Origin of the sequence: Pseudothermotoga lettingae TMO (assembly GCF_000017865.1) — a bacterium.
Taxonomy (GTDB): Bacteria; Thermotogota; Thermotogae; order Thermotogales; family DSM-5069; genus Pseudothermotoga_B; species Pseudothermotoga_B elfii.
This window is the reverse complement of the sequence record NC_009828.1, coordinates 1047448-1065587: the sequence shown is the minus strand read 5'-3', so window position 1 is coordinate 1065587 and position 18140 is coordinate 1047448. Positions and strand designations below refer to the sequence as shown.

At 37.8% G+C, this 18140-nt stretch carries 16 protein-coding genes; 11 read left to right on the top strand and 5 right to left on the bottom strand.

Going from position 1 to position 18140, the window contains the following annotated elements; genetic code table 11:
- Window positions 1–130 precede the first annotated feature (130 nt).
- The 8 genes from TLET_RS05300 (at window position 131) to TLET_RS05265 (ending at window position 8288) form a co-directional block, all read left to right on the top strand.
- On the top strand, window positions 131–535 hold the full coding sequence (locus TLET_RS05300; protein ID WP_012003082.1) for an FMN-binding protein: 405 nt from the start codon (window positions 131–133) through the stop codon (window positions 533–535).
- 13 nt (window positions 536–548) lie between these two features.
- Entirely contained in the window at window positions 549–1091 is a 543-nt protein-coding gene (locus tag TLET_RS05295; protein WP_012003081.1) for a VanZ family protein, read from the top strand.
- A 254-nt stretch (window positions 1092–1345) separates the two neighbouring features.
- Window positions 1346–2308, top strand: coding sequence for a LacI family DNA-binding transcriptional regulator (locus TLET_RS05290; RefSeq protein ID WP_012003080.1), 963 nt, complete (start codon window positions 1346–1348; stop codon window positions 2306–2308).
- A 15-nt stretch (window positions 2309–2323) separates the two neighbouring features.
- The gene (locus TLET_RS05285) at window positions 2324–3571 is read left to right on the top strand and encodes an ABC transporter substrate-binding protein (protein WP_012003079.1); all 1248 of its coding nucleotides are present in this window, start codon (window positions 2324–2326) and stop codon (window positions 3569–3571) included.
- A 19-nt stretch (window positions 3572–3590) separates the two neighbouring features.
- The gene (locus TLET_RS05280) at window positions 3591–4466 is read left to right on the top strand and encodes a carbohydrate ABC transporter permease (protein WP_012003078.1); all 876 of its coding nucleotides are present in this window, start codon (window positions 3591–3593) and stop codon (window positions 4464–4466) included.
- The gene (locus TLET_RS05275) at window positions 4463–5287 is read left to right on the top strand and encodes a carbohydrate ABC transporter permease (protein WP_012003077.1); all 825 of its coding nucleotides are present in this window, start codon (window positions 4463–4465) and stop codon (window positions 5285–5287) included. Before TLET_RS05280 ends, TLET_RS05275 begins: the two co-directional genes overlap by 4 nt.
- A gap of 13 nt (window positions 5288–5300) precedes the next feature.
- Entirely contained in the window at window positions 5301–6185 is an 885-nt protein-coding gene (locus TLET_RS05270; RefSeq protein ID WP_012003076.1) for a glycoside hydrolase family 130 protein, read from the top strand.
- A gap of 105 nt (window positions 6186–6290) precedes the next feature.
- A complete protein-coding gene (locus TLET_RS05265; RefSeq protein ID WP_012003075.1) occupies window positions 6291–8288 on the top strand; it encodes a S9 family peptidase in 1998 nt (665 codons plus the stop codon).
- Between the two features lie 28 nt (window positions 8289–8316).
- On the opposite strand, the gene TLET_RS05260 is transcribed toward TLET_RS05265, so the two are convergent.
- On the bottom strand, window positions 8317–9690 hold the full coding sequence (locus tag TLET_RS05260) for an aspartate ammonia-lyase (protein WP_012003074.1): 1374 nt from the start codon (window positions 9688–9690) through the stop codon (window positions 8317–8319).
- A complete protein-coding gene (gene hydF, locus TLET_RS05255; protein ID WP_012003073.1) occupies window positions 9687–10898 on the bottom strand; it encodes a [FeFe] hydrogenase H-cluster maturation GTPase HydF in 1212 nt (403 codons plus the stop codon). Before hydF ends, TLET_RS05260 begins: the two co-directional genes overlap by 4 nt.
- A 249-nt stretch (window positions 10899–11147) precedes the next feature.
- On the opposite strand from hydF, the gene TLET_RS05250 reads away from it, so the two are divergent.
- From TLET_RS05250 to kduD, 3 genes are read left to right on the top strand one after another with little or no spacing between them, the layout of a single operon-like run.
- A complete protein-coding gene (locus TLET_RS05250; protein ID WP_012003072.1) occupies window positions 11148–13214 on the top strand; it encodes an efflux RND transporter permease subunit in 2067 nt (688 codons plus the stop codon).
- On the top strand, window positions 13165–13869 hold the full coding sequence (locus tag TLET_RS05245) for a pseudouridine synthase (RefSeq protein ID WP_012003071.1): 705 nt from the start codon (window positions 13165–13167) through the stop codon (window positions 13867–13869). The genes TLET_RS05250 and TLET_RS05245 overlap by 50 nt, the downstream gene beginning before the upstream one ends.
- 5 nt (window positions 13870–13874) lie before the next feature.
- Window positions 13875–14645 carry a 2-dehydro-3-deoxy-D-gluconate 5-dehydrogenase KduD gene (gene kduD, locus TLET_RS05240; protein WP_012003070.1) on the top strand — a complete coding sequence of 257 codons (771 nt, stop codon included), beginning with the start codon at window positions 13875–13877 and terminating at the stop codon, window positions 14643–14645.
- Between the two features lie 3 nt (window positions 14646–14648).
- Here the strand turns inward: kduD and TLET_RS05235 are convergent, their stop codons facing one another.
- The 3 genes from TLET_RS05235 to TLET_RS05225 are packed head-to-tail and all read right to left on the bottom strand — an operon-like array spanning window position 14649 to window position 18140.
- Window positions 14649–15560, bottom strand: a complete 912-nt coding sequence (locus tag TLET_RS05235) for an ABC transporter permease (protein WP_012003069.1) — start codon at window positions 15558–15560, stop codon at window positions 14649–14651.
- Entirely contained in the window at window positions 15544–16602 is a 1059-nt protein-coding gene (locus tag TLET_RS05230) for an ABC transporter permease (protein ID WP_012003068.1), read from the bottom strand. Before TLET_RS05230 ends, TLET_RS05235 begins: the two co-directional genes overlap by 17 nt.
- Window positions 16599–18140: an ABC transporter ATP-binding protein gene (locus TLET_RS05225; protein ID WP_041428416.1), complete on the bottom strand. Its 1542-nt coding sequence runs from the start codon at window positions 18138–18140 to the stop codon at window positions 16599–16601. Before TLET_RS05225 ends, TLET_RS05230 begins: the two co-directional genes overlap by 4 nt.

The window sequence follows — 18140 nt, the reverse complement described above, 5'->3', positions numbered from 1 at the left end:
TTTCAAAAAGTCTATGCAAGGAGGAAAGAAAGGTTTTGTCAAAGACCTTTTGCACAGTCCTATTGATAGCTCTTTTAACAGTTCTGGTCAGCTATTTTGTGAGAAACCATACTCTGTGAGGTGATTCGTCATGAGGCGTTTTTTCAAAATTGTTATAATGGTGATAGTCTGTGTTTTGATCTCAGCTACCTTGTTCGTGTTAATTTTCAACAGGGGTATGAACCAGATCAAGAAAATAGAGATCAAAGATATAGATTTATCCCAGATCAAAGATGGAGAATATCTTGGGCAGTATGCAAGTGGACGATGGCAGTACATGGTTAGGGTAATTGTATCCGGCGGGGAAATAAAGAACATAGAGATTCTCAATAAGAAATCTGGGTTCATAGACATGAATGCGTACAAGCAGTTAAACGATGAAGTAATCAGTAGAGTTTTGAAAAACCAATCTCTAAGAATAGATGCCGTGACTGGTGCCACTGTAAGCACCAAGGCTTTACTTAAAGCTTTAGAGAATGCCCTAACCAAGCAGTAATGGAAGTGAGAGCTTGAGAAAATGGCTATCGATAATTTTTTTCGTGGCGTTCACTTTGTGGATTGGATTGATATTCTATTTTTCCACAAGGTTTCCAGATGAATCGGCAAGACAGGCAAATTTTGCTTACAACATATTGAAGAAATTGGACAGAACTTTTGATTTTTCAGACACAGAATTGTTTATTAAATTGAGAAAATTTTTCACTATTCTCTGGTTTGGTAAATATAGAGCCACAACTATTGAGTTTGTTAGGAAAAGTGCTCACTTTGGACTTTATTTTTTTCTGGGTATTATTTCTTTTGAATTCGGTTTTCTTTATACCAGAAAACTTCTATCTGCTCTTTTGATAGGCATATCATTACCTTCCTTAGTTGCTTCTTTTGATGAATATAGCCAGCAATTTTTTCAGCGTGGGTCTTCAATAAACGATGTCATGATAGATATATCAGGTGCAATTTTTGGAACTCTTATTGGATTATTGCTATTGTGCTCGGTCAAATTCATACTTCGAATACGCAGCAAAAACCAATTAGATAAAAATCAACCACTATGACTCTCTGACGGCCTTTCGTTATTGCATTGTATAATTTTTGAGGTTTTTATGGAAACGATTACATATAAATATTCCATTCACTAAAGCGGGTAAAAAACCCGGCAAGTCTAAATATATTCTATATAAAGCTTATTATAAAACCCATTCTTGTTCTGGCTTAAGATTGCTCTGTTTTGTTATATATTACGTTAATTGAAATAATATCTGTGAAATGTATAATAAATATGAAAAGGATTACACAACGAGGTGATAAGATGGCAACTATCGAAGAAGTGGCTAAAATGGCAAGAGTTTCGACAGCCACAGTTTCAAGAGTGCTAAATAATAGTGGATATGTTTCGGAAAAAACACGTCTTAAAGTATGGCAAGCAATGAGAAAACTTGGTTATAAACCGCAGATTTCTGCACGTGCACTCGCCAGCAAAAGATTATTCCACGTGGCAGTTGTAATAAGCCAGAGGATCGCAAATTTGTTAGCGAGCGAAGTTGGTGTTTTTTACGATGTTGTGCTCAGTTCAATAAATGATAATGAAGAGTTCTTCCGCTTTAATACAACTGTTGTTATGTTAGAAAGAATACCACAGAAAAATTTTGACGGCTACCTAATAATCGGAAGTGATGCAAGCGAAGAACAAATCAAACCATTGGAAAAAATGGGAAAAATCGTTCTCGTCGACCATTACATAGATGGGTTGGGAATTGACTGTATCTTGAGTGATGGCTATGATGGTATTTTTCGCGTAACCGAGAGATTCATCAACAAAGGAATAAAGAACATTATCCACTTACATGGGCCACTCAAATACTATGGATTTAAAGACCGATATACTGGATACATTGCTGCCATGCAAAAACATTCTTTGCTACCCATTTGTTACGAATATGATGATTTGAATGAAGAGGTAGAACCAGTATTGAGAAAAATTCTAAGGGACAGGAAACCAGAAGTAATACTCTGCTCCAACGATATCATTGCTATAAAAGTACTGCGCAAGTTGAGAGAGTGGAAATATAGGATACCGGAAGAAATTAGCGTGGTAGGTTTTGATGACATCCCTCAAGCTGAAGCAGAATCGCTTTCTACCCTGAGGGTTCAAAAGTACGAAATGGGTTTCAATGCTGTTAAAAGGCTTTATGAACTATTAATGGGGCACAGTCATCACCCGTTTAGATTGTGTTTGTACACGATGTTCGTTAAGCGGGATTCATCAATTTGAGGAAGGAGGGGAAAAATGAAAAAACTATTAACAATTCTCATTCTCTGCTCAATTATTACTACTTTTGGTGTAAAACTTGTTTTCTGGACTGCTCCCAACCCATTACAGGAGGAATTCTGGAAGGCTATAGTTGAAGAGTGGAAAACAGTTAGGCCCGATATAGAGATAGAACTGGCTGTTATTCCCGCAGCGGCAAGTTCTGAAGAAGCAATTCTAACAGCCATAGCCGCAGGAAACGCACCAGATATATCCGAAAACATCTTTAGTGGATTCGCAGCCCAGCTTGCTGAAATTGGCGCAATATATCCACTTGATTCATTTGGCGATGATTTCTGGAAAATGGTTGAGAGCAGAAAAATGAAAAATATAATTGAAAAATGGCAGTACAACGGTCATTATTATGTCATACCAATTTATTCAAACCCAATGCTTTTCTGGTGGCGGGGAGATCTTCTAAGTCAACTTGGCTATAGTAAACCACCAAGAACTTACAGTGAAATTTATGAAATCAGCCAGAAGTTCACTGTACCGAGTGAAAAATACGGTGTCCAGGTGATAGCTGGCCGGAACTGGTGGGACCGCTGGTTCGATTTCATAACATATTACTACGCCGCAAGCAATGGGAAAAACTATATAGACATTGGAAAAAAGAAAGCAGTTTTCAATGACGAATATGGTTTAAAAGTAGCTGAGTTCATATACAAAATGTTTGAGAATGGTTATACAGCCGTAGAACTTGGTACAAATCCACTGTATATGGGTGTCGTTCTGGGTAAAATAACTGGCCCATGGGAAATTAATTGGGCAAGGGAAACTTTTCCAGATGTAATGGAGCACATGTGGATTTCTCCCCCACCTGTTCCTGATGATTTTCCGGAAGGAAAACCAATTTACACTTTTGCTGATACAAAAGGCTTAGTGATATATGAGACATGCAAAGATAAGAAGGCTGCCTTTGAATTTATCTCCTGGGTATTTTCTAAGGTAGAACACGACGTTATGTGGATTGAAAAAACGAAAATGCCACCTGCAAGAGAAGACCTTGCTGAAAACCCGGCTTTCACGAAATACATGTCAGATGAATTTTTCAAAGCATATGCCGAAGCTGTAGGGTATGCAGTACCACCTGCACTTCTGGGCGAAACCATAGATGTTCAAAATGCCATGACCATTCACTTGATTGAGCCATTGATGTATCTGAAAAAATCGCCAAACGATGCCCTGACAACCGCAGTAAAAGAAGTTAATAAGATAATTTTCTAAGCTAAGAAGGGTGATGACTGTGCCTTCTTTGAAAAGTAAAGATAAAATATTTGCAACTGGTGTTATATGTACTTATTTTGGATATACTGCCGTTTTCTGGGGTTATCCTTTTGTTTGGATGGTAATGCTTGCATTCTCGAAATGGAACTTTTTTGGAAAACCAAAAATTACAGGTTTTGCAAATTTCGTTAGAATTTTTCAGGACCCCACATTTTTAAGAATTGTTTTGAATACGCTTAACTTTCTTGCTTACTTAGTGCCAATGGTTTTGATATCATCTTTACTATTTGCTCTTGCATTGAATAAAATAAAGTACTTCAAAACCTTTATCGTGCTTTCGTTTTTAGTGGCAAATGTTTCATCTGGAGTGGCCTACTCAATAATGTTTTCAAACCTGTTTTCTGTAAATGGGCCAATTAATAGATTGGTCTATTTGGTATTTGGAAAAACTATTCCATGGTTCAGTGATCCACAGCTTGCAATATTCTCGATTTGCTTGATGATATGCTGGAAATTTATTGGTTACTATGGATTGATATTATACGCGGGACTTCAAGCAATTCCAAAAAATTTATTCGAAGCAGCACAGTTAGACGGTGCGAATCGCAGAACGATATTCTGGCGAATAACACTTCCTCTGATAAATCCATCGTTGATTACTGTGCTCGTTCTGGTTATAACACTCACCTTTGGAATTTTCACGGAACCTTATATGATAACAGGTGGCGGTCCAATGCAAAAAACAACCACTTTTCTAATATATATGTACGACACAGCGTTCAGAAGGATTAACCCCTCGTATGCAACCACTGTTGCAATAGTGACAGCTTTTATGAGTTATGGCATAGTAATGCTGATTCGCCGCATCTTTGAGAGGGAAGTGAGTTTTCAATGAGAAAAAAAAGATCTGCCTCAGTTGTTCTGCACGTTGTGATGCTTTTATTGGCTGTGGTTTGGATATATCCATACTTCTGGCTCGTTTTTTCATCTTTTAAACCCGCCAGAGAAATATTTACGACATTTATTCCTTCAAACTTCACCCTTGAGCACTATAGATTTATTTTCTTCATGTCTGAAAAGATAGGAAGACCCTTCGTAAAGGCATTGATGAACAGCATATTCATCTCGAGTACCGTAACATTTTCCGTAGTGATAACATCTGCCTTCATTGGTTTTGCCATATCAAAAGTTAGATTCAGGTTGAGCAGATATACATTTAATTTCATAATATACCAGATGCTCTTTCCCGGGTTTATGTTCCTGATACCTTTATTTGTGCTGATGAAAAATCTCGGGATGCTAAATACATACAGTGCTTTGATTGTTCCAAGCCTGGTAAGTGCATGGGGTGTTTTCATGTTCAGTCAATCTTTTAAATCTATACCTGACGATTACATAGATGCGGCAAAAATAGATGGTGCGAATCGCATCTGGATAGTTTTGAGAGTGATGCTACCACTCAGCAGATCAACTGCATCAATCGTTGGATTGTTTACATTCATAGGAATATGGGACAACTTTCTCTGGCCTTTGATGGTGATAAAAGACTATAACAAAATGCCACTTTCTGTATTACTTGCTGCCTTCAATCATGAGTACGCAAGTTATGTCGGACCAATATTTGCCGGTTCTGTTTTACAAATGATGCCTATGGTTTTAATATTTTTGTTGTTGAGAAAATATTTCCTTCAAGGAATCTCGATGTCATTCAAATAGAGGAGGTATATCAATGGAGTTGAAACTCTTAAGACACCCAGCAAATCCATTATTGAGTCCTGTTTCTTACCATGGATGGGAAAACAAATTTGTCTTCAACTGCGCTGTTGTTTTTGATGGCGAACTGTTCCACATGATTTACAGGGCTCAAGGAGAAGATATGGTATCAAGACTGGGTTATGCTGTAAGTATTGATGGCGTGAATTTCAACAGATTGGAAAAACCAGTATTTAAACCTGCTTCTCAATGGGAATTGTACGGTGTAGAAGATCCGAGAATTACCAAAATTGGCGAGGAGTATTATATGGTTTACACAGCCTATTCTCCCAGAGGGACGCGTGTGTCATTGGCATCGACAAAGAACTTTATAACCTGGAAAAGGTATAACGTGGTTTTGCCGGATATGAACAACAAAGATGCCGCATTGTTCCCAGAAAAGATAGATGGAAAATATGTAATGTTGCATAGAATAGAACCAGATATCTGGATAGCTTATTCAGACGATCTGGTCCACTGGAATAATTTCGTCAGCATAGCCAAGCCAAGGCCAGATTACTGGGACAATCTTAAAATTGGTGCCGGTGCGCCACCTTTGAAGACACCGTATGGATGGCTCTTACTGTACCATGGTGTTGAGAAAAGTGAAAGGCCTGTATATAGACTTGGTTTTATATTGCTTGATTTGAACGACCCCCGGGTTGTTCTTAAAAGAAGCGAACAACCAATTCTTGAACCAAAGGAAGATTGGGAGATCTTTGGAGGAGTTCCAAATGTCGTATTTAGTGATGCCATGGTTGAATTTGGAGGAAAATATTTTGTCTATTACGGAGCAGCGGACAACCATATTGCCTTAGCCACAATAGATGTTCAGGAAGTTTTGAATTGGTGTGAAAACTGACATCAAAAATGGAAATTCTACTCCCCGTGCCTTATGGCACGGGTTTTGTTTTTTTCTATCGCAGTGATAAAATAGTACTTAATGCGAACGAAAAGGAGGGGTTTCATGCAAAAACTCAAAATCGATGATTTCTTAAAGTACAGATTTATATCAGATTTGTCTTTTTCTCCAGATGGAAAGCATTTGGCGTTTGCCGTTCATGAAATGGACCAGGATGAAAACAAATACAATTCGAAGATCTGGCTTTACAAAACAGAATATCCGCAACTACTGCAAGTGACATTTTTTGGAGATGAGAGAATTTTTACATGGTTAGATAAGGAAACACTGTTGTTTGCTTCCTTAAGAAACGAAAAAGACAGGAAACGAAAAGATAATGGAGAACAACTGACTGTTTTTTACAAAATAAATATTAATGGTGGAGAAGCCCAAAGAGCTTTTGAAATTCCTCTAATGGTCAGAAAGATTGAGTATATCGGTCAAAAAAAGTTTGTGTTTACGGCTATGTACGATCCAGAAATACCTGATCTTTCAAAAATGAACGAAGCAGAAAAACAGGAATGGTTAAGAAAAGCAAAAGAAGAAAAAGATTACGAGGTTGTTGACGAAATTCCTTTCTGGTCGAACGGGAGCGGTTTCACAAACAAAAAGAGAACCAGACTGTATATCTATGATGAAAATTCCAGCACAATTTTGCCTATAACTGATGAGTATACTAATGTCGAGCATTTTTCAATAAATCCAGATAGAAAAAAACTTCTGTTTATATCAAACCGCTTTGAGAAAAAGATGGAAATAAAATCTGATTTGCATCTTTATACCTTTGAAGATGAAAAACTCACGAAGCTAACACACGAAGATCGTTTTGATTACGAAATAGCCTATTTCCTGAAAAATAAGATAATTTTTGCAGGTAAAGATATGAGAAAATATGGAATAAATGAAAATCCAAGGTTTTACATCCTGGATCCTCAAACCAGAACCACAAGAGTTATTACTCCAAATTTTGACCGAAGCCTCAGAAACAGTGTAAATTCTGACTGCCGTTATGGTGCAAATCGCATTGCGAAAATCGATGGTGATCATCTGTATTTTATAAGCACAGACTGGCACAGCTCCCATCTCTACAAAATTGATGAAAACGGAAATATCGATCAACTCACTCTGGAAGATGGTTCAGTAGATGGCTTCGATGTGTATGAAGATAAGATTATTTTTGTTGGCATGCGCAATATGAAATTGCAGGAACTTTACACAGTAAAGGAAAATAAAGAGCAACAGATAACATTTTTCAATGAATGGCTTGTAAAAGAACGCAATCTCTCTAAGCCAGAAAGATTTACTTTTCAATCGAGAGATGGTACAACCTTGGAAGGTTGGATAATCAAGCCTGTTGACTTTGATGGTGCAAAAAAATATCCCGCCATCGTCGATATACATGGAGGACCAAAAACAGTCTACGGAGAAGTTTTTTTCCACGAAATGCAATTTTGGGCGAGCGAAGGATATGTTGTCCTATTCACAAATCCGAGAGGAAGCGATGGAAGAGGAAACGAGTTTGCAGATATAAGGGGAAAATATGGTACTGTTGATTACGAAGATCTTATGGATTTTGTTGATGCAGCGTTGAAAAGATATCAGTTTATTGACGAAAATAGAATGGGAGTAACAGGTGGGTCTTATGGAGGATTCATGACGAACTGGATTATTGGACATACAGATAGATTCAGAGCGGCTGTTTCTCAAAGAAGCATTGCAAATTGGATATCAAAATTTGGCACAACAGATATAGGGTACTTTTTTGTGGAGGATCAGCACCTTGCGACGCCATGGAGCAATCAAGAGAAACTGTGGTGGCATTCTCCCATGAAATATGCAGACAGAGCAAAAACACCAACACTGTTTATTCATTCGGATGAAGATTACAGATGCTGGCTCGTTGAAGCTATCCAAATGTTCACATCCCTGAGGTACAACAATGTTGACACAAAATTAGTTATTTTCAAAGGTGAAAATCATGAGTTAAGCCGTGGTGGAAAACCCAAACACAGAGTGAGAAGATTAAAAGAGATAACTGAGTGGTTCAACAAATATCTGAAATAAAATTACTCATTCTGGCAGGGCAAGACTTTCAGTGATAACCAAGCCCTGCCATTTTATCTATGTTAAGATTTTGAATAATTTCCTGTGGATCTATATGCCTTTTTTCTGAGAGGATCTCAATTGCTCGGTAAAGGTCCCAGTTAGCTATTTTTATTGCCTCAGAAACCTCCTTATACCCGAAAATATTTATCAGTGGTGTAAGAAGCGCTGTTGATCTTTCGAGATTTTCACTGCACTTTCTTTCATCAGCTTTTATGAAAGGTATATACGCCGACAAAGCTATACAGGAATTCTTCAAAAAGTCCAGTGATTTGAGCGTATAATGGACAATCAATGGAGCAAATTGATTGAGTTCCAGATTACCAAGTGAGCAAGCGTGAGCTATTAAAACGTCATTTGCAAAAACAACATGGCAAAGTTGCATTACATATTCACAAACAACCGGATTGATCTTACCGGGCATGATAGAACTACCTGCCTGAATTTGTGGAAGAATAATTTCTCCAATAGCTGTTTTTGGACCACTTGCGAGAAGTCTAATATCATTGGATATTTTGTAAAGGTTTACAGCAAGAGATTTCAGAAGGCCATGAACTTCAGAGAAAACATCCCAGTTCTGTGTAGAATCTATGAGATTTTCCGCCTTTGATATTTTCACACCACAGAGCTGCCGTATTTTGTCTACGATTTTTAATATATACTCTTTTGGAGCACCTATCCCTGTGCCAATAGCGGTACCACCTATATTAACAGTTCTTATTCTTTCTTCAACTTTGTATAAACGCCACCTGTCTCTTGCAAGTGCATCCGCAAAAGAACCAAATTCCTGACCGAGCATTATGGGGGGACCATCCATCAACTGAGTTCTTCCAGGTTTCTTTATTGAGTAAAATTCTTTTTCTTTCTGCTGAATCTTATCCTGGAGGTTTATAACTTCATTGATCAATTCTCTTAACTTTACAATCACAGCTATTTTGCCTGCCGTCGGGAAAGTGTCATTTGTAGATTGGTGCAAATTTACATGAAGGATAGGATCAACTATGTATTCTCCTTTTCTTCGACCGAGTATTTCGGAAGCTCTGTTCGCAATCACCTCGTTTACATTCATATTCACAGATGTACCAGCTCCGCCACAAAGTGGGTCAATTACAATGTGATCTTTTAGAAACTGCCATTCATCACATGCCCGGGTTATAGCCACAGAAATTTTTTCATCCAAGTATCCAAGTTCTGCATTTAACAAAGCACAAGCTTTTTTTATTGTAAAATATGCCCAGATAAAGGTATCATCCAGCTTTTCGCTAGTAGCTGGAAAATTGATAAGAGCCCTTTTAGTATGAATTCCATAATAAACATCATCTTCTACTTCAATCTCACCCAGATAATCCTTCTCTTTTCTCATATTAAAGCACCTCTTCGAAAAATCCTGACTGCTCTTTCCAGCACACCATGGAGATATGAAATTACAACTCCATAATTTGTCATAGGTTTGGCAAGTCTCTTTGCCATACGAATCCTTCTCATCATGGCAGATCTGTTAAGTACACACCCTCCACAGTGGATTATGAGTTTAGTATCTTCAATTTCATTCAGGTCGGGAAAATCTCTACCTGAGATTACCTTAAAATTAAGTTTAACTCCAGTATGATTAACAAGCCATCTTGGAATTTTAATTCTGCCAATATCTTCCGTAAGTGGCCTGTGCGTACAACCTTCCATTATTAAAACGGTATCATTATCTTGAAGATGCTCTATTGTTTTTACGCTATCAATAAAATAAGCCAGATCGCCTCTGTGGCGCGATTCAAGAATCGAAAAAGTGGTGAGCTCAACATCGTCATCTATATCAGAAACTACTTTCATAACAACCTGAGAATCAGTTATAACAAGTTTTGGCTTCATATGAATTTGCTCCAGCGTGTACCTCAATTCTCTTTCTTTTACAACAAGGGCTACAGCTTCTCTATCAATTATTTCCCGTATAGCATGAACTTGAGGCATTATGAGCCTTCCTTTCGGAGCGCCAAGATCTATCGGAACAACTACAACAACCAGATCTCCTCCTTCAATAAGATCAGAAAGAAACGGCACTTCATCATCATCGGGTAATATTTCATTGATTTTTCTTCCAATGAGTTCAAAACCTTTAATTAATTTGGAGGAAACTGAGATTGTCTTGACACCATATCTTTGTTGATAAACCCCGAGCAACTCGTCAACTTTCTCCTTCAATAAATCCTCTTTATTGACAACTATTAAAAATGGTATCTCCATTTCCCTGAACAGAGAAACGATATCATCTTCGTAACGCGTCGGTAAGCTATCAACAAGGAGGATTCCACAATCAGCTCGATAGAGAACTTTTCTTGCCCTTTCAATTCTCAATCTACCAAGTTCACCAGTGTCATCGAATCCCGGGGTATCTATAAAAGTAACAGGGCCAACGGGATTGAGTTCAATGGTTTTGTAAACCGGGTCAGTTGTGGTCCCGGCTATATCACTCACTATAGACACATTTTGACCAATAATCGCATTCAGGAAAGAAGACTTTCCCACATTTCTTCTACCAGCTATGGCCACATATCTTCTAAATCCGGCAGATAAATCCATACAATCACTCCTTAAAAGAAAAACCCCTCCAACAACGAGGGGGAGATTCCCCTCGGTGTTGGGCAATTCCTCCACCTCAGGTGAATCTTTTCACTTCTGATGATATCATATTTGCCCCGGCTGAATTACCTCGAACCCTAATTGAAATATCAGGTCAATATATGTGAGGTTTACTAATATTAAAGATATTGACAGTTAAAAATTTTAACTATATAATCTACTCAGTGTGAAAAAATGGGAGGAAGAGATATGAAAAGATACAGGTTTACCATTATCTTCTTGATTTTATCCATACTTTGCGCTGTCTATGCTTTTTTTAGAATCAAAATAAATGCTGATTACATGGTTTTCCTTCCGGGATACAGGCCAGGAGAGCCCATTGAAAAGATAGATAATCAGGATGTTAAAGCTTTGCTGGATGTATCAGAAAAATTTTCTGATGGAACACAGATCATACTCATTCTCTATTCTGAGAAAACATTTTTTGACAGAGAATCCCTTCAAGATGTTTTAAAACTTCAGGAAAAACTTTTAAAAATAGAGGACATCAAAACTGTCCTGAGCGTGACAAATTACGTCTTTAAAACTCCATATTTTGATGGTTCCAGCTTGAAAAGGGAGATAGTTGGTGATGAAGAAGCAAAATCTTTCATTTCCAGTGACGGCAAATACCTGCTTTTAAACTGCATTCTAAAGCCTCTTGATGATCAGAAACCTGCACTGAGAAAAATAGAGGCTTTGCTGAAGGAATATCCTCAGCTGTCTCCAATATTGTTTGGTCAAACTGTTATAAACGATCAACTTTTCAAAGAAATAATAAAACAGATGGTCCTGTATCCGGCGATGATGTTTCTTGCTATATTGATAGTTTTTTATCTTCAGACACGCTCAATAAAAGCGAGTTTCGTTTCTCTGCTTGTTCCACTACTTGCAACAATTGTTGTTTATTCATGCGTGGCGTTGATCGGTTCTGAATTGAATGTAATGACAGTCATGACAATCAGCTTTGTTCTGGTAATAGGTTCTGCTTATGGGCTCCATTTTTACAATGGTATACTTAGATTTGGAAAGAACGTTAGAAAAAAAATGTTTAAGCCCATATTTTTCTCAATGATTACCACCGCAATAGGGTTCCTGTCTTTCCTCTTTGTTAAAATATCGGCTTTCAGACAGCTGGGGTTGATGGTTTCATCTGGACTTGCACTGGTGTTTCTGATACTTTTTACATCTGGATACGAATTACTGTACAGTGAAAACAAGAGAAATCCTCAAGCGATTTCTGTGACTATAAAAGGAAGCTTAATTGGAAAAACTCTCATTGTTGCAATAATAATTGCAGTGATTATTACACCATTTAGCCTTGGAAAAATTGAGATAGGAATGGATCAGGTTTCGTACTTTTCGAAAAATAGCGAAATCGGCAAAGCCATGAAGATACTCGAAAGAGAATTTTCCTATCGCGAACCTGTTTTCATAATGATGGAGAAAAATTCAATTTTCACAGTCAAAGACGGACAAATTATTAAACAAATTATCGAGAAAATAAGTGACCTTGAAGGGGTCTCGGCAGTTCAATTTCCCCAGTCATATCCTGTGCCAACATTAGCAATGCTTTCCCGTTTACAACCGGCTGTTGGATATTTTGTTTCAAATGCACAAACAGTCAGGTTAGTTGTAAATATAACAAATGATGCATACACACATGCCGGGAAACTTAAACAGCAACTTGAAAAAATATTAAGTGATTACAGAGAATATAAATTCACCGTGGCAAGTGCGGCTTTTGTTGTTGATCAAATAAATTCTCAGATCTTGCAAAGCCAGTTACAGAGTCTAATTACGTCTTTGATCTTGATATTCTTGATGATTATAATAGCTTTTAGAAAATTCTGGCTCTCTATAGTTATTGCTATCCCTGTAGCTTTAACAGCTCTTTTCAATTTTGATTTCATCGTGCTTTTTAACCTAAAACTCGATATCGCAACGTCTATTGTAGCCAGTATTCTGGTAGGTCTTGTAGTAGATTACTCAATTCACTTGGCTCACGATATGAGAATGACAAGAGACATCTCGAAAACAATTTCCAACGTTGGTATGCCCATACTTACCAATGCTCTTGGCTTGATAGCAGGTTTTACAGTTATGAGCTTTTCAAAACTTGCCCTTTTCAGAAATATATCCCTTCTGCTATCACTTGGCATTGGTTTCGGAGTTTGTTTTACTTTATTCTCAGAACCACTTATTGTTCAAAGGCTGGTGAAAAATAATGAGGCTGGACAGATTTCTCGCAAATGCAAAAATAGGAACTCGAAGTGAGGTCAGAAAAATTATAAAAAAAGGAGAAATATCGGTTAATGGAGAAATTGTAAAAAATATATCTTTTCACATAAACGAAACAGATATCGTTGAATACATGGGAAAAACTGTCGTTCCTTATAGAAAAATATATTTAATTTTCAACAAACCAGCTGGTTTTGTTAGCGATAAGACTAACGCCCAGCCATCTGTTTTTGATCTGATAGATCATCCGTTTATTGACCAAATGCATGTTGCGGGCAGGCTGGATAGAGATGTGGAAGGGCTGTTGATTTTAACAAACGACGGCTTGTTCACTCACAGGCTGATAAGCCCAAAATTTCATGTGGAGAAGGAGTATATGATATGGTTTGAAGGAAATCTTACAGCAGAGAAAATTCAAATTGTAGAAAATGGTATCGTTCTGGCACAAAATAGATTCAAACCTGCAAAAATCAAATTATTGTCGTCTAATATAATGACCCTTACTATCACAGAAGGCAAATATCACCAGGTCAAGAAAATGATAAAAATTATGGGATTAACTTACAGAAAGATAAAAAGAATCAGAATCGGGAACATCAATCTGGGAAATATGAGTACGGGAAATTATAGAGAACTTGACGAAAATGAATTAAATGAGTTGATGAATTTGCTTGATATAACAGTGAGGTGATCTTGATGGATGTTCTAAAATTATTTTCTCTTGAAGGAAAAGTTGCCATTGTCACCGGCGCTTCTCGTGGTCTTGGTCAGGCTATGGCAATTGCTCTTGCTGAAGCGGGCGCTGATATTGTTGGGGTTAGTAGGTCAGAAGCTGAGCAATCTGAAACAAAAATGGCTATCGAAAAAATCGGAAGAAGATATTTTGCCATAGGAATGGATCTAAGCCAATTCGAAAAGATAGGCTCAATTGTTGAAAGTGCTGTCAAAAAATTCGGGAGAGTTGATATTCTTGTAAATAATGCCGGTGTAATAAAAAGGGCCCCTGTAACAGAGTACAGCGTTGAAGACTGGGATAAAGTTTTGAACATTAATTTAAAAGCGGCATTTTTACTCTCACAGTACTTTTCCAGATATGCCATCGAGAATGGTATAAAGGCCAGGATAATTAATGTCGCTTCGATGTTGTCTTTTCAGGGAGGGATTTTTACTACTGCCTACACAGTATCGAAACATGGCATAGTTGGGCTTACCCGTATTTTTGCAAATGAACTGGCAAGATACGGTATCACTGTTAATGCAATTGCACCAGGTTATATGGAAACGGATAATACAGCGGCGTTGAGAAACGATAGAAATAGATCGATGGAGATTTTATCCAGAATACCCATGGGTAGATGGGGAAAGCCCGATGATTTGAAAGGCGCAGTTGTTTTCTTAGCAAGCTCAGCCGCTGATTATGTAACCGGTACTGTGCTTGCTGTGGATGGAGGATGGTTATCGAGATGATCACTATTGCTGAACTCTTGAATGTGATTTAACTTTTATTTGAGCGTAAATAATCAGAATTACCAGCGTTAGAGCAAATGGCAATATGTTGGCTATTTCAGAAGGGATTCTCAGTGATTGAAGGCTAATTCCCGTTGTTTCTGCTGTGCCAAACAATAGAGCTCCTAATGCGCCTAAGAAAGCTGAATTGCCGCCGAGTGCCTGTGCAGCAAGTGCAATGAAACCTCTACCCGAAGTCATATCGCGTACAAACCACGATACGTAGCCCATCGAGAGAAAGGCACCGCCCAGACCAGCAAAAAAACCACTCAATGTGAGAGAAATGAACTTCATCTTCTTTACAGATATTCCCACAGACACGGCGGCGTCGGGATTTTCACCTACAGATCTCATTCTCATACCTGCAGGGGTTTTGCGAATAAAGTAATCTACCACAAACACCGAAAAAATAGCAACATAGGTCAAAATGTTGTGATTACTCAGGATATTTCCGATAAATGGTATATCTTTGATAAAAGAAATCTCAATACGTGGGAGAGGAAAACTTTTCATTGAGGCAGATGAACCTTTATCTCCAGTTATTGCATCCAGTAAGAAAACAGTAAAACCTGATGAAAAAAGATTTAATGCAACTCCACCTATTATGAGATCTACCCCTAATTTCAGGTGAAAGTACGCAAGTAACATAGCAAGCGCAGTAGCCGAAGTAACGCCGAATATGAGCCCCATCCAGGGATTCTGGCTGATAGAGGCAATAATTGCACTCCAGAATGCAGACATTAGCATCATACCTTCAATGCCAATGTTTATTGTGCCTGTTATTGAACTGAGCAAGGCGCTCATTGTTGATAATATAATGGGGGTGGATACTCTGAGAATACTGTAATAAAAAGACGAATTAAGAAAATCTCTCATCTTTTATCGACTCTTTTTCGATAATTTTCCGTTTGAAGCTAAAAAGCAACGCCTCTGCCGTGATTAAAAGTATCATTATTCCCTGAAGTACCACAACAATTTCAGGTGCCACACCAGTCATTCTTCCCATGACGCTGGCTCCTATTCTCATATAAGCAATAAAAAGTGCAGCAGGTATTACCAGGAAAGGATTGTTTCGAGCAAGTATTGCTACAATTATGCCATCAAACCCATAACCAGGCAAAGATTGCCAGACGAATCTTCTGTACATAGCCGATATCTCTATTCCTCCGGCTAATCCTGATAGCGCCCCTGAAAAGATCTGCACCCAGAATATCACATTCGTAGTTTTTATTCCACTGTAGAAACTGAATTTCTTGTTGGCACCTACAACCCTGATTTCATAACCATATCTTGTGTTGAAAATCATCAATCCTGTTAGCACACATATCGCGATGGCTATTAAAAATCCCGAATTGAGTCTGTATCTGCTCAGCACAGCAAGCCAGGCAGTCTCAGGAAATTTGTAAGACACAAGTGCCCCCACTGATCTATCTCTGAAGTAATTGTTTACAAGATAAATTACAAGATAATAAGAAATATAATTCATCATCAACGATGAAACAAGCTCACTTGCTCTCCATTTACTTTTGATAGCTGCTGGTACAAAAGCCCACATCGCCCCAAAAATTGATGAAGTTATTAAAGTAAAAACCACGTGAAAAAATGGTATTTTCGGAAAACTCAGTGCAGCAACCATTGCTCCAAAAGCCCCGAAAAAAAACTGTCCTTCTGCGCCTATATTGAAAATTTTTGTTTGAAAGACAATCGATATCGCCAGACCAGTTAACATTAATGGTACGGAGTTATTGAGAACTTCAACAAATCTTCTTTGAGAAGAGAATGACCCTGTGAGAAACCACCTGAAAGCTTCTTCTGGATTATCAGTAGCCAGGGTTAAAAAAATATACCCTATTGCAAATGCAAGTACAACTGTTAAAATAACTCTCAAAGTTTCTATCACTGTGAGCTTTTTTTTCATGATGATCCCTCTAAAGGTGTTTTTTCTCTCCTGATGCCAAGCATATAATAACCAATTTCCGCTTCTGTTAGATTCTCATTTTGAAAATGGGCAGTGATCTCTCCTCTATAAAAGACGAGTATCCTATCTGAAATCTGTAAAATTTCCTGAAGATCTGTTGAAATTAAAAGAACAGCTTTACCATCGTTTCTCATTTGCAAAAGTTTTTTTCTAATAAGCTCGCTGGAAGCAACATCTATCCCATGAGTTGGTTGACTGGCTATTATTATTCTGGCATCAACTGTCATTTCCCTGGCAAGAATTACCTTTTGAATGTTACCACCCGAAAGCATTTTCATAGCAGTTCGTGGACTTTCTGCCTTTATTGAGAATTCCCGCATGATCTTTTGAGAGAACTGATAGGCCTGCTTTTTTCTGTAAAGAAAAGTACGAAAAAACAGGTTAGAACCGCATCTATTTGATACGAGATTTTCTGCTATTGAAAGATCAGGTGCGCAACCTATTTCAATTCTGTCTTCAGGAATATAGGCAACCTTCATTTTTCTGATCTGCCAGGGATAAGCGTTCAATGTATTTATCCCATCCACATATATCTCACCAGTCGCATTTTCTCTCAACCCTGTGAGTATTTCAACAAGTTCTTTCTGCCCGTTGCCCTCAAGCCCGGCGATGCCAAGAATCTCACCGGCTCTCAGTGAAAAGCTTATATTTTTTAGAATCTGCACACCGTCTTCACGAAAATAATTAAGATTCCTGACTTCCAGCAAAATCTTTCCAGGACATCTCTTTACCTTTTTAATACTATGCTCAAATTTCTTTCCTATCATTAACTTGACAATGTCCGATTCACTCAGTTCATTATTATCATAAGTTCCAACAACCCGGCCATCACGCATTATCGTTATCTTATCTGCTATTTGCTTCACTTCATTCAGTTTGTGCGTTATAAAAATCACCGTTATCCCGAATCGTGCTAAATTTTTTAAAACATCAAACAACTCTTTCGTTTCCTGAGATGTCAGAACTGATGAAGGTTCATCAAGAATCAATATTTTCGCATTTCGGATAAGAGCTTTGAGTATTTCCACTCTTTGCTTTACTCCCACGGGCAAATCCATCACTTTTTCCTCAAGAGGGAGCTGAAAATTAAGTTTTTCCATATATTTTGTGACTATTCGTCTGGCTTTTTCAAAATCGACAGTAAATAAACCCTTCCTGGGTTCAATGCCAAGTATTATATTTTCAATAACTGTAAAGGATGGAACAAGCATAAAATGTTGATGAACCATGCCAATATTTAACGCAATGGCATCTTTTGGTGAGTTCAGGTTTACTTTTTTCCCAAAAACTTTGATTTCACCGCTGGTTGGTTTTTCCATTCCAAAAAAAATCCTCATCAATGTGGTTTTCCCGGCACCATTTTCGCCAACAATTGCGTGTATTTTTCCAATCTCAACGGATATAGACACATTTTTATTGGCTACAATGCCATTTGGATAAACCTTCGTAATGTTTATTGCTTCAAGTGCATACATCAT